Origin of the sequence: Micromonospora sp. NPDC047812 (genome assembly GCF_040704175.1) — a bacterium.
Classification (GTDB): Bacteria; Actinomycetota; Actinomycetes; order Mycobacteriales; family Micromonosporaceae; genus Micromonospora.
This window is the reverse complement of record NZ_JBEYRY010000010.1, coordinates 19,636-32,593: the sequence shown is the minus strand read 5'-3', so window position 1 is coordinate 32,593 and position 12,958 is coordinate 19,636. Positions and strand designations below refer to the sequence as shown.

At 73.9% G+C, this 12,958-nt stretch carries 8 protein-coding genes; 3 read left to right on the top strand and 5 right to left on the bottom strand.

Annotated features, from left to right (window positions below):
• Nucleotides 1-47: 47 nt before the first annotated feature.
• Complete coding sequence (locus AB0883_RS26055) at nucleotides 48-1,412, top strand: hypothetical protein (RefSeq protein ID WP_366643961.1); 1,365 nt, start codon at nucleotides 48-50, stop codon at nucleotides 1,410-1,412.
• Nucleotides 1,413-1,592: 180 nt separating this feature from the next.
• Entirely contained in the window at nucleotides 1,593-3,173 is a 1,581-nt protein-coding gene (locus AB0883_RS26050; RefSeq protein WP_366643960.1) for an amino acid adenylation domain-containing protein, read from the top strand.
• A gap of 48 nt (nucleotides 3,174-3,221) precedes the next feature.
• Here the strand turns inward: AB0883_RS26050 and AB0883_RS26045 are convergent, their stop codons facing one another.
• The 5 genes from AB0883_RS26045 to AB0883_RS26025 all read right to left on the bottom strand — a co-directional run bounded on the left by AB0883_RS26045 (nucleotide 3,222) and on the right by AB0883_RS26025 (nucleotide 9,376).
• Complete coding sequence (locus AB0883_RS26045; RefSeq protein WP_366643959.1) at nucleotides 3,222-4,463, bottom strand: acyl-CoA dehydrogenase family protein; 1,242 nt, start codon at nucleotides 4,461-4,463, stop codon at nucleotides 3,222-3,224.
• Nucleotides 4,464-5,366 carry a phytanoyl-CoA dioxygenase family protein gene (locus AB0883_RS26040; protein WP_121398513.1) on the bottom strand — a complete coding sequence of 301 codons (903 nt, stop codon included), beginning with the start codon at nucleotides 5,364-5,366 and terminating at the stop codon, nucleotides 4,464-4,466. It abuts the gene before it with no gap.
• A gap of 14 nt (nucleotides 5,367-5,380) precedes the next feature.
• Nucleotides 5,381-6,904, bottom strand: coding sequence for an aldehyde dehydrogenase family protein (locus AB0883_RS26035; RefSeq protein WP_366643958.1), 1,524 nt, complete (start codon nucleotides 6,902-6,904; stop codon nucleotides 5,381-5,383).
• Nucleotides 6,891-8,072, bottom strand: coding sequence for an aminotransferase class I/II-fold pyridoxal phosphate-dependent enzyme (locus AB0883_RS26030; RefSeq protein WP_366643957.1), 1,182 nt, complete (start codon nucleotides 8,070-8,072; stop codon nucleotides 6,891-6,893). The genes AB0883_RS26035 and AB0883_RS26030 overlap by 14 nt, the downstream gene beginning before the upstream one ends.
• Before the next feature lie 71 nt (nucleotides 8,073-8,143).
• Entirely contained in the window at nucleotides 8,144-9,376 is a 1,233-nt protein-coding gene (locus tag AB0883_RS26025; RefSeq protein ID WP_366643956.1) for an MFS transporter, read from the bottom strand.
• Nucleotides 9,377-9,659: 283 nt separating this feature from the next.
• On the opposite strand from AB0883_RS26025, the gene AB0883_RS26020 reads away from it, so the two are divergent.
• Nucleotides 9,660-12,950 carry an amino acid adenylation domain-containing protein gene (locus AB0883_RS26020; RefSeq protein ID WP_366643955.1) on the top strand — a complete coding sequence of 1,097 codons (3,291 nt, stop codon included), beginning with the start codon at nucleotides 9,660-9,662 and terminating at the stop codon, nucleotides 12,948-12,950.
• Nucleotides 12,951-12,958: the final 8 nt, after the last annotated feature.

The following is a 12,958-nucleotide window of genomic DNA, read 5'->3' as shown; positions in this document are numbered from 1 at the left end:
AGCACGCTCCGACGGCCGGCCCGACGTGCAACTCCGGGGAGCGTCAGATGACCGTGCGCGAGCATGTCGGCAGTGCGGGGCCGGCCGGGCATCCGTGGTTCGGCACGCACCGCCTGGCGCCGGCCGCGCCTGCCGAGACTATCCGCGGGATGCTCCGCCACGAGCTGCGGGACACGGGCTGGCCCTACCAACGGCTGCTGCCCGCGGCGCCGATCGCCATCCCGCGCGCGTCCTACGCCGAGATCTTCCGGGCGGCCGCCGCGCTGGTCGACCTGCTCCGCCGCACCGCCCTCGAAACGGCCCCCACCACGCAGGGCCGGCTGGCGGCCTACCGCATGCCGCAGAGCGAGGACCAGCTGTTCGTGCGGGACCCGTTCGTCGAGGAGCGCTATCCGGACTGCGTCGTGCGGCCGGACGTCGTCATCGGGCCGGACGGGCCGCAGTTCCTGGAGTTCAACGTCAGCGGCGCGCTCGGCGGCGTGGTGGAGACGCACTGCCGCCTCGAGGTGTGGCGCAAGCTCCACGCCGACGCCGAGGGCAGGACCCCGTTCAGCTCCCCGGACCCGTTCGCCGTGCGCGCCGAGATGTACCGGTCGCTCTGCGCCGAGCTGGGCCTGGCGCCCAGGGTGGCCATCGTCGGCAGCGCCCGGGTCTACGGCGTGCAGAGCCGCTACTTCCAGCTGGAGGCCGACTACCTCAACAACCACGGCCTCACCGCCCGCTTCTTCGAGCCCGAGGAGCTGCCGGAGGCGTGGGACTGCCCGCCCCACCTGCGCTACCCGATCGGGCTGCGCAACTTCACCATCCCGGACTGGCTCGACGCCGGTCTCGACACCTCCTACGTACAGGACGCGCTGGACAACGGCTGCCTGCTCGTGGGCACCCAGACGTCGACCTTCATGCACAGCAAGCTGACCATGGGCCTGCTGTCGGAGGGTCGGCCGTGGATGAGCGCGGCCGAGCGCAGCCTCGTCGACCGGTACGTGCCGTGGACGCGGATCCTCTCGGACCGCAGGACGGGGCGCGAGGGCCGCGAGGTCGAGCTGCTCCCGTTCGTCCTGGCGAACCGGGACCTGCTGGTGCTCAAGGCGGGCCTGGGCGAGAGCGGCAAGCAGGTGGTCATCGGCGGCGAGGTCGACCAGGCGACGTGGGAGTCCGCGGTCGCCGAGGCCGCCGCCGACGGCACCAGCGTGGTGCAGGACTTCGTGGCGCCACGCACGTGCCGGGTCGCGCTCGTCGCCGACGGCGCCGACGAACCCCACGACGTCGAGGTCGCCCCGGTGATCGGACCGCTGCTGTTCGGCGGGCGCGCGGCGGGCCTGTTCTGCCGCTACTACGGCGACGGCTCCGCCGGGATCGTCAGCGCCCGGGGGCGCGACAGTGGCTCCGACAACTGCATGGTGGCGGTCTGACCACAGGGGAGTGCCGCCGTCCGTCGACCGGTCGCGACGATAGGGGTTCGCGGCACGAATGAGGTGTTGTCGCGGTGCGACCCCCGTGTCACGATCGCTGCCACCGAAGCCCGTGCCGCGCGACCCCACGGTCGGCCGGCGACCTGTCGGCCCGCCGCCGTCGAACCGAAGGGACCTGCCATGCCTGCCGATCCCGAGGTGTCCGGGCCGCCGGCCGGATGGGACCCCGACCGGGCGGTGCCCGCGCTGATCTGGGCGGCCGCGGGACGGCACGGTGACCGTACGGCCGTCGTCGGCGCGGACGCGACGCTGAGCTACACCGAGCTGCGCCACGCCGTCGCAGGTCTCGCCGACGTGCTGCGGCGCCACGGTGCGGCAGGCGCCCCGGTGGCCGTCCTGGCCCACCGCGGCGCCGCCCAGCTGGTGGCGTGCCTGGCCGCGCTGCACGCCGGGGCCGGCTACGCCTGCGTGGACGCCAACCAGCCCCGGGCCCGCGTCGAGAGCCAGTTGCGTGGCTGCGGGGCCGCCATCGTGGTGACCGATCGCGACGACCCGCCGGTGTCCGGGCAGGTGGTGCTCGCCGTCGACCTGGCCGGCTGGATCGACGTGGGGACGGCGGCGGAGAGCGCCGGGATGCCGTGCGGGCCGTCGCCGGTGGCGGGGGACCAGCTCGCCTACACCGTGTTCACGTCCGGCTCCACCGGCGTACCCAAGGTCGTCGAGATCCCCCACGCGGCCCTGGCCAACTACGCGGCCTTCGTCGCCCGGCTGGTCGAACCGGAACGGGCGGACGGCGGACAGCTCCGCTTCGCGTCGGTGACCAGCCTCGCGACGGACCTCGGGCACACCGCGGTCTTCCCGGCGCTCACCGGGGGAGACGCGGTCCACCTGGTGCCGACCGGGACCGCGACGGATCCCGACGACTTCGCCGACTACCAGGACGAGCACCGCGTCGACGTCCTGAAGATCACCCCGTCGCACCTGGCGGCGCTGCTCGACGAGGCGGCGGAGCGGGTGCTGCCCCGCCGCCTGCTGATCGTCGGCGGCGAGGTGTGCCGCTGGGAGCTGGTGGACCAGGTCCGCGAGCTGTCGGACGTGCGGATGGTCAACCACTACGGCCCGACCGAGACCACCGTCGGCGCGCTCACCTTCGAGGTGCCGACCGACCCGGCGGCGCGCCCGGGCACCGCCACCGTGCCGATCGGCCGTCCGATCGACAACGCGCGGGTCGCCGTCGTCGACGCCGATCTCCGCCCGGTCGCAGCGGGCGTCGAGGGGGAGCTGCTGATCTTCGGCGCGGGGCTCGCCCTCGGCTACCGCGACGACGCCGGACTGACCGGCGAGAAGTTCCCGACCGGCCGTCCCGACGGCCGGTGCTACCGCACCGGTGACCTGGTGACCCGCCACCCCGACGGGCTGGTGGAGTTCCACGGCCGCCGGGACGGCCAGGTCAAGATCCGAGGCCACCGCGTCGAGCTGGGCGAGGTGGAACAGGCGGTACGCCGGTGCGCCGGGGTGCGCCGGGCGGCGGTGGTGCCGGTCGGCGGGACCGGCTCCGTCCCGCGCCTGGTCGCGTACGTCGTGCCGAGCGAGCCGCCCGGGCCGACGGCCCGCGAGCTGCGCGACCAGCTCCGCGAGACGCTGCCCGACCACCTGCTGCCCGGCGCCGTGGTGTGCCTCGACGAGCTGCCCCGGACGCCGAGCGGGAAGCTGGACGTGCGGGCGTTGCCGGCACCCGGCCGGCCCGGCGCGCGACGGTAGCTGCCGACCCGGCTGCCCGGGTTGGCCGCCGCGCGGCAGCCGCCGGCTTCAGCCGGCGTGCGGGTCGAGCCCGAGCGCGACCCGCCCGATGAACGGGTAGCCGTCCAGCGAGCCGAAGGGCTGCATGAAGCCGCCCGCGCGGGCGTCGCGGTAGAGCCGGGACAGGGGGTGCCGGCTGCTGAAGGACGCCCCGCCGCAGATCGTCATGGCCCGGTCGACCGTGCTCACCGCCGTGCGGTTCGCCAGCAGCTTCGCGGTCTGCCACGCCCGTACGACGTCGCGGACGGCGGCCTCGGACTGCTCCGCCGGGTCGGCGGCGAACAGGGCGTCCACCAGGCGTCCGGAGCGCTCCAGGACCCCCCGGGTGGCAGCGAGGTCGAGCTCCATGGTGGCGATCTCCCGCTGTACGGACGGGTGGTGTGCCGGCGCCGCCCGCCCGGGCTGCCGGGGAACCCTCGTGGCGTGCTCCACCGCGATCTGGAAGGCCGCCTCGGCGATCCCCAGTGAGGCGCCCAGCAGGGGGAAGTTGATCGCGCAGGAACGCGCCAGGTCCTCCGACGTCGGCGGGCCGAACGGCTCGCCGACCGTGACCCGGTCGGCGGGGACGACGCAGTCCTCCAGCAGGAGCCCGTGGCTGCCGGAGCCCCGCATCCCCAACGCGTCCCAGTCGCCCAGCACGGTCAGCCCGGGGGTGCCGGCCAGGACGACGGCCTCGGCGTGCCGCCACCCGCCGTCGGGATCGGCGACCCGCACCGCGACGTTGAACGAGTCCGCGACGGCCGAGTTGGTGACGAACGTCTTGCGCCCGGTGATGACGTACTCGTCGCCCTTGCGGACGGCCTCGGTGAGCGCGCCGTTCCACGTCGCGCCCGGTTCAGTGGACGCCCCGGCCATGATCAGGTCGGAGCCGCCCAACGCCTCCAGGATCGCGTCCAGCTGTGTCGCACTGACCCGGTCGCCGTCCGCCTCGGCCCGCTCCCACCGGCGGACCTGCCCCCACACCGAGGCCATGTGCATGTTCGCGCAGATGGCCGTCGACCCGCAGCCCCGGGCCAGCCGGGAGACGGCCACCAGCACGTCGTGCAGGGAGCGGACCCCCAGCCCGCCGTGCCGGGTCGGGGCGCACGCGGAGAGCACCCCGCTGTCGCGCAGGTCGGCGAAGTTGTCGGCGACGAACGTGTTGTCCCGGTCGTGCCGGCCGGCCCGCTCGGTGAGGGTGCCGACGTGGCCCTCGGCGAGGGAGACCAGCTCCCGGCCGGCGGCGGTCGTGGCGGTGAGTTCTCCGAACACCTACAGCATCCTCAGGATGGAGAGAAACTCCTCGGCCCGCTCGGCGTGGGGCTGCTGCGGGCCGTCGAAGCGGGCGCCGGTCTCCGTCGGCACCGGCGTCGGCAGCACCCTCGGGAACAGCGGACCCCCGATGGGATCACCCGGCCGCAGGCCGTGTTCCCACAGCAGCGGCAGGACCGCGTGCTGCGGCTGGAAGGTGACGCCGTCGCCCACCCACCGGGAGACGAACGCCCGACGCTGCCGCTCGGGGCCGGTGCCGGTGGCGCCGTGCAACGCGGCCGGGTGGAACAGCACGATGTCGCCGGGCGTGAGGTCCCAACTGAGGATCTCCTGGTCGGACACGTCCGGCACCGCCTCGAGTTCCTCGCGCCGGCCCAGGTGGGTGGCTCCCGGGGTGATCGGCACGTAGCGCCGGCCCCAGCGGTGCGAACCGCGCACCACCTGGAGCGCGGCGGTGTCGGGAGTGCACGGGTCGAGGGGAATCCACATCGCGCACACCTGGTCGCCCGCGATCGGCCAGGAGCTGACGTCCTCGTGGAACGGCGTCGGGGCACCCGACCCGGCCGGCTTGGCGAAGATCTGGTCGTAGAAGGCCGTGATCGCGGTGGAGCCGAACAGCTGCTGGGCGATGCGCGCCGCGGGGGAGAAGAACATGAAGTCGCGGAAGCCGTCGTGGGTCTTCCACATGAAGGCGTCCCCGGCGAAGCCGCCGCCGCCCAGCAACGCGGTCGCCTGCGCCAGCACGGTCGGGTTGGCGAGCAGGTACTCCACGCCTTCGGCGATCCGGCCGAGCCACTTGTCGTCGATCATGCCGGAGAGCCGGACCACGCCGTCGGTGTGGAAGGCGTCGATCTCGGCCTGGGTGAGGTCGCGTGGTGGTGCCTCGGGAGGGCTGATGTCCATGTGAGTGGTCTCCGTCAGGGAAGACGCCGCCAGTGGGCGCCGAAGAGGGTCTCCTCGTCCGGCAGGCTGGCCGGCAGGGGATGTGAGACGTAGGTGTAGTTGAGGAAGTCGCGCCAGGTCACGTTCTCCGACCGGGAGCAACCGCCCCAGCTGCCACTGGCGATGACCTGGGTGAACGGCATCCCGTTGTCGAAGCTGCCGCTGTTGCCCACGGCGGTCGACTGGTTGACCATGACGCGTCCGGCGCGGGCCCGCTCGGCCAACCTGACCACCCGGTCGGGCCGCTCGGTGTGGATGCCGCAGCTGTGGCCCTGCCCGATCCGGCCCAGCAGCGCCTCCACCGCGGCCAGCGCGTCGTCGAAGGCGGTGAACGTCGACACGGTGAAGACCGGCGCCAGCTTCTCGCCGAGCATCGGGTCGTCGAGCGCCGGGACACCGCCGGGCGCCAGGGGCGGCAGCTGGGCCACCAGGGCGGTGGTCTTGGTCGGCTCGGCCAGGTCGATCCCGGCGGCGGCGGCGAGCGCCGCGGCGGGTCGACCGACCGCGTCGCGGTTGAGCAGCCGCCCGTCCGGCCAGAGCAGCGTACGCAGCCGTGCCGTCTCGGCCGGGTCGCACAGGTGGGCGCCCTGCCGGGCCAGCTGGTCGCGGAAGGCGGCGGCGATCCCGGCGTCCACCAGCACGTTGCTCTCCGACGAGCAGGAGGTGCCGTTGTTGAAGCTGCCGCCGAGCACGATCAGCTCCGCCGCGGCGGCCACGTCCGCCGAGGCGTCCACGATCACCGCCGGGTTGCCGACGCCCGCGCTGATCGCCGGCGTGCCGCTGCGGTACGCCCGGCGTACCGTGCCGGGCCCGCCAGCGGCGATGACCAGGTCGGCGGCGGCCATCAGGGCCTCGGTGGTCTGTCTGTCGGTGACCGGCAGGCACTGCACGAGGTCCGCCGGGGCGCCGACCGTCTCCAGGGCCCGACGCAGCAGCTCGACGGTGCGGGCCGCGGAGTGCCGGGCCCGGGGGTTGGGGGTGATGACCACCGCGTTGCGGGTCTTGAGCATCGGCAGGGCGTTGCCGACCACCCCGGAGCAGGGTGCGGTGGCGGGGCTGGCCACGGCGATCACCCCGATCGGCTTGGCCAGCTTGCGCAGGCCCCGCTCCGGCAGCTCCTCGATGATCCCGCTGGTGACGACCCCGTGCAGGTCGCGCAGCGTGCCGAGGACCCGGCGCCGGTAGAGCGTGAACAGGTGCTCCGGGTCGCCGAGGCCGGTCTCCCGGTACGCGAGGTCGGCCAGCGACCGGGCGGTGTCCTCCTGGTAGGCCGCCCAGCCGAGGGCCGCGACCAGGTCGTCGACGCGGTCCTGCGGCCAGAACTCGACCTCCGCCTGGGCCCGACGGGCGCGGGCCATGGTGGTCTCGACGTCGGGCCGTTCCTCCTCCGTGGAAAGGGCGCCGGCCGGGACCCCGTCCCGGCGGCTCGCCGCCGGTGCGTCCGGCGCCCCGGTGTGCGTCACGGCCGCGTCGGCCTCACGGAGGTCACCGCTGGACACTGGCGTGCTCCCGGTCCGAAGGGTGCGCCGACCGCAGCCGGCCGATGGTCTCCTCCAGCATGTCGTCGGTGACGGTGAGGGAGAGCCGCAGGTAGCCCGGCGCGCCCATCACCGAGGCCGGCAGCACCAGGAGGCCGTGCTCCTCGAGCAGGGCCGCGTGTGCCCAGTCGTCCGCGTCCGGCACCCGGGCCAGCAGGTAGAACGTTCCCTCGCTCGGCTGGACCTCGTACCCGGCCTCGCGCAGGGCGTCGACCAGCAGGTCGCGGCGCTGCTCGATCGGCTTGACCTGCAGCGCGTGCTGTTCCAGCTCGGGCAGGGCGAACAGCAGCGAGTTGTTGGGAAACGCCCAGCCGGTGGTCAGGCGGGCCACGGTCAGGGCCCGGCGGAGCACCGCCGGGTCGGGCACGGTCGGCGGGATCGCGACGTAGCCGACGCGCTCCCCGGGCAGCAGCAGCGTCTTGGTGTAGGTGTGCACCAGGAACGTGAACGGGTAGTGCGCCGCCGGGCTGGGGCACGTCCGGCCGTCGAACACGATGCGCCGGTACGCCTCGTCGGAGAGCAGGTAGATCGGCCGGCCGTTGCGGGCGGAGGCCTCCCGAAGCACCTCGGCGAGGGCGGCGAACTCCTCGTCGGTGTAGACGGCGCCGGTCGGGTTGTTGGGGCTGTTGACGATGACGGCACTGGTCCGGGGCGTGATCGCCGCCGCGATGAGTTCCGCGTCGAGTCGCCAGGAGCCGGGGGTCAGCGTCACCGGCCGGGGGACCGCACCGACCGAGGCGATGATCGGCTCGTAGTAGAACCAGGCGGGGTCGAGGTAGACGACCTCGTCGCCCGGGTCGCAGACGCTGCGCAGGCAGATGGTCAGTCCCGCGAACGCCCCGTTGGTCAGGGCGACGTCGTCGGCGGTGAACGGCAGCGCGAGTTCCCGGCTCAGGGTGGCCGCCACCGACTCCTGGGCCGGCGGGTGGTCGCGGGTGTAGGCGAACCAGTCGGTGTGCTGCGGGCTCAGGTGCCGCCGCAGGACCTCCACCAGCGCCGGGGCGGGGAACTCGTGCGGATCGCCGAAGGCGAGGTCGATCACGCCCGGGCCGCCGCGCAGCCGCGAGTAGGAGGACTGCTCGAGGTAGGCCCCCAAGCGCCGTCCGTACGCGTCGGTCGCGTCGGTCATCTGCCGACTTATCCGGTGCTCCATCCTGCTCCGATCTCCACCCTGATCCGTGGCCGGCGAGGTCGCCGGGTTCACACCGTGGCGGGTTGTGCGGCGGGGACTCTTGCGGGCAGCTGACGCACGGACCGCGCGGAGAAGGTCGCGACGGTCACCAGACCGAGCACCCCGCCCGCGATGACCAGCGTCTGGGCGACGCCGATCCGGTCCGCGACCGGGCCGACGACGGCCAGGCAGAGCGGGCCGAGCACGAACGAGCCCATGGCGTCGTACGAGCTGATCCGCGACAGCGCCTCGTTGGGCACGTGGTTCTGCAGGGCGGTGTCCCACAGCACCTCGAAGATGTCGACGCAGACGCCGTTGACGAGCATCGAGGCCGCGATCAGCCAGACCGGCGCGCCGGCCGCGATCAGCGCGAACGGCGGGAGGAAACCGAAGGTCGCCAGCACCGCCACCCGCATCGGCCGGCGGGGGCGGATCCGCATCGCCACGAGGCTGCCGCCGACCAGCCCCACGGCCTGCGCGGTGACGATCACCGACCAGGCGGTGGCGCCGCCCAGCTGCTCCTTGGCGGTCAGCGGGCCGAGCACGTAGATCGCCGAGAAGCATCCGTTGACGAACGCGAACTGCACGACCACCAGCCAGACCCAGGACCGGGAGCTGAACTCCCGCCAGCCCTCCCGCAGGTCGGCGAGCATGGTGCCGGTGACGGCCCGGCCGGGGTGGGACACCCGGACGCCGGCCAGCAGCAGCGCCGAGCCGAGGAAGGTGGCCGCGGGTACCGCCAGCGCCCAGCCGGCGCCGAGGGCGGCCACGAGCACGCCGGCCAGCGCCGCGCCGCCGATGGTGGTGCTGTTGCGGGACAGCCGCAGCAGCGCGTTGGCCGACTGGAGCTGTTCCCGGGCCACCACCTGCGGCACCACGCCGCGGGAGGCCGGCAGGAAGAGCGCGGCGGCGGCGCCGTTGACGGCGGACAACGCGATCACGACCGGCAGCGAGGGCCGGCCGCTGACGAACACCACGGTCAGGACCGCCTGCGCGGCGAAGGCCAGCAGGTCGGAGCCCACCATCAGGCGGAAGCGGTTCATCCGGTCGGCGAGGACACCGCCGAACAGCAGCAGCGCGACCTGCGCCAGCGACCGGGCGGCGAGCACCAGACCGAGGTCGGTGGCGGAGCCGCCCGGCGCGTCGAGGACGGCGAAGGCCAGCGCCACCGGAATCACGGCGCTGCCCAGCAGCGACAGCGTGCGGGCCAGGAACAGCATCCGGTACGACCGGTCGGCCAGGATCCGCAGGTCGTCGCGCACCTGGCATCACCTCCGGTCGGCCGGTCGAACGGGTCGCGTGCCGATGCTCCGGCGGCGTCACAGCGTGCCCATCATGTGGCAGGCAGGCGGGTTGCCCAACCCCTAGGAGTCGGAAGAGATGTCGTGAATTGTGAGGTCAAACCCCTATAACGGCTCTGTTCGCTGACTGCCTGCTCAGCCAGCTGGTACAGATCGATGATCGGCACCCGCATCGGTGGGACGTGCCCGCGTCCGGCGGTGACCCGGAGCGTGGACCGGATCACCGACGGACAACGGAGGACCAGTGGGACGGCAGGAGCATCCGGTCGCGAGTGACGTCACGCAACGCGTGGCGCGGCTGTCCAGTTCGGCGCGGGCCCTGCTCGACGAGCGGCTGCGCGCCGGCCGCTCCGATCCGGCGCCCGTCGCCGGCGCCATCCCCCGCCTGGACGCCGCCGAGGCACCCCTGTCGTTCGCCCAGGAGCGGCTCTGGTTCATCGAGCGCCTGGAGGACGACGCCGTCCACCACAACGACGCCACGCTGCTGATCCTGACCGGTGAGCTGGACCAGGTCGCGCTGCGCCGCAGCATCGAGGAGGTCGTCCGCCGGCACGAGATCCTCCGTACCGCCTTCCGCCAGCTCGGCGAGCGGGTCGTGCAGGCCGTCACGCCGCCCGCCCCGCTGAGCATCGACGTGGTCGACCTGCCCGGCGCCACCGCGCGCCCCGACGATCCGGTCCTGCGGGCCGCCGTCGAGCGGGAGATGCGGGTGCCGCTCGACCTGGCCGCGGGCCAGAGCATGCGGGCGGTGCTCTACCGGATCGCCCCGGACGTGCACGTGCTCGGGGTCACCGTGCACCACCTCGTCTGCGACCTGTGGTCGTTCACCATCTTCTGCCGCGAGCTGGCCGCCACGTACGCCGCCTTCGCGTCCGGCGCCGCGACGGCGGACCTGCCCGAGCTGCCGATCCAGTACGCCGACTACGCCGCCTGGCAGCGCACCGCGGTCGGCGAGGAGCGGATGGCGGCGCACCTGCGCGAGCGGGTCGACGAACTCGCCGGCGTGCCACCCCTGCTCACCCTGCCCACCAAGGGTCCCCGGCCAGCCGTGCAGCAGTTCGTCGGCGCGTCCGAGTGGTTCCGCGTCGGCGCCGCCGACGCCGAGCGGATCCGCGCCCTCGGGCAGGGCCAGGGCGCCACCATGTTCATGACCCTGCTCGCCGCCTTCAGCGTGCTGCTCGCCCGGCACAGCGGCCAGCGGGACATGGTCGTCGCCAGCCCCATCGCCACCCGCGAGCAGGACGAGCTGGAGCACCTCATCGGCTGCTTCCTGAACATGATCGTGGTGCGGGCCGACCTGTCCGGCGAACCCACCTTCGCCGAGCTGGTGGCCCGGGTCAAGGCGGCCTCCCTGGACGCGTTCCGGCACCGCGACGTGCCGTTCGAACGCCTCGTCGCCGCGTTGCAGCCGGAACGCAGCCGCAGCCACCAGCCGCTCGCGCAGGTCGCCTTCGTGCTCCAGAACGTGCCCACCAGCCGGCTGGACCTGCCACGGCTGCGGGTCGACGTCCACCAGATGGAGACCGGCCGGTCCCGGATGGACCTGTCGATGAGGATCACCGAGACGGCCGACGGGCTGGTCGGTGAGATCGAGTACGACACCGGCCTCTTCACCGCCGACGCGGTGCGCGACATGGCCCGGCAGTTCGAGCTGCTGCTCGTCGGGGCGGCGCGGGAGCCCGACACGAGCGTGTGGCGGCTGCCGCTGCTCGACGACGCGCAGCGCCACCGGATCCTGCACGAGTGGAACGACACCGCCGCCGACCTCGGCCCCGAGGCGCTCGTCCACCGCCTCGTCGAGGCGCAGGCGCGGCGTACCCCGGACGCGGTCGCGGTCGTCGAGGGCAACGTCCGCACGACGTACCGCGAACTCGACGAACGGGCCAACCGCCTGGCGCACCACCTGCGCGACCTCGGCGTCGGCGTGGAGGACCCGGTGGCGGTGTGCCTGCCGCGCTGCACCGCCGAGGTGGTGGCGATCCTGGCGGTGCTCAAGGCCGGCGGCTACCACCTGCCGGTCAACCCGCGCGACCCGCAGGCCCGCCGGGACGCGCTGCTCGGGCAGGTCCGCCCGGCGGTCGCGATCTCCGCCGGGGACCTGTGCGACGAGGTGTGGAGCCCCGGCCGGCGGATCATCGACCTGGACGGGGAGTCGTCGCTGACCGGCACGTGCCCCGCGACCGACCCCGCCGTGCCGCTGCACCCGGACAACCTCGCCTACACGCTGTTCACCTCCGGCTCCACCGGGCAGCCCAAGGGCGTGCAGGTCACCCACCGCGGCTTCACCAACCGGATGCTGTGGGCCCAGCGCAACTTCCCGCTCGGCCCGGACGACCGGGTGCTGCGCAAGGCGGCCTGCACCTTCGACGTCTCGCTGGACGAGCTGTTCCGGGCCCTGTTCAACGGCGCGGCCAGCGTGCTGATGCCCGAGACGGCGACCTTCGACCCGCGCCGGCTGGCGGGGGTCATCGCCCAGCACGGCGTGACCGACGCCGACTTCGCGCCGACCGCCCTGCGCGAGGTGCTGCTCAGCGCCGACGCCGCCGAGCTGAAGTCGCTGCGGCGGATCGTCTCGGGCGTGGAGGAACTCACTCCCGAGACGCAACGGCTGGTCTTCGACCGGCTCGACGTCACCATGTTCAACCTGTACGGCCCGACCGAGGTCTCGGTCTCCTGCACCGCCTGGCCGTGCGACCCCGCCGACGAGCGGCCGTTCGTCCCGATCGGCCGTCCGATGGCCAACGTCCGAGTGTACGTGCTGGACGAGGCGATGCAGCCCGTACCGCCGGGCGTGACGGGGGAGGTGTACGTCGGCGGCGCCGGGCTGGCCCGGGGCTACCTCGACAACTCCGCCCTGACCGCGGAGCGGTTCCTGCCCGACCCGTTCGCCGGCACGCCCGGCGCCCGCGTCTACCGCACCGGCGACCTGGCCCGGTTCGGGCCGGACGGCGTCCTGGAGTTCCTCGGCCGGGGCGACGGGCAGCTGAACCTGCGCGGCTACCGCATCGAGCCGGGCGAGGTGGAGTCCGCGCTGCGCCGCCACCCGGCCGTCCGCGAGGCCGCCGTCGTCGTACGCCGGGACCCGCCCGCCAGGGACGCGCGGCTGGTCGGCTACGTCGTCGGCGACGACCTGCCGGGCACCGCGGACCTGCGCGCCCACCTGCGCCGGCGGCTGCCGGACTACCTGGTGCCGGCCGCCTTCGTCAGCCTGCCCCGGCTGCCGCTGACCAACCACGGGAAGCTCGACGTCGCGGCGCTGCCACCACCGGGCCAGGACGAGCCCGCCGCCGCCGGGGCCGACGGGCCGCGCGACGAGCGCGAGCGGGTGCTGCTGGACATCTGGCGCGACGTGCTCGGACGCGAGGGCATCGGCATCCACGACGACTTCTTCGACCTCGGTGGCGACTCCCTCACGGCCACCCGGATCGTGGCCCTGGCCGCCGCGAAGCTGGGGGCGGACGTCGAGGTGGCGGTGATCTTCGACGCGCCGACGGTCGCGGAGCTGGCCGCCCGGCTCACGCCCGGCCAGCCGTGACCCCCGGT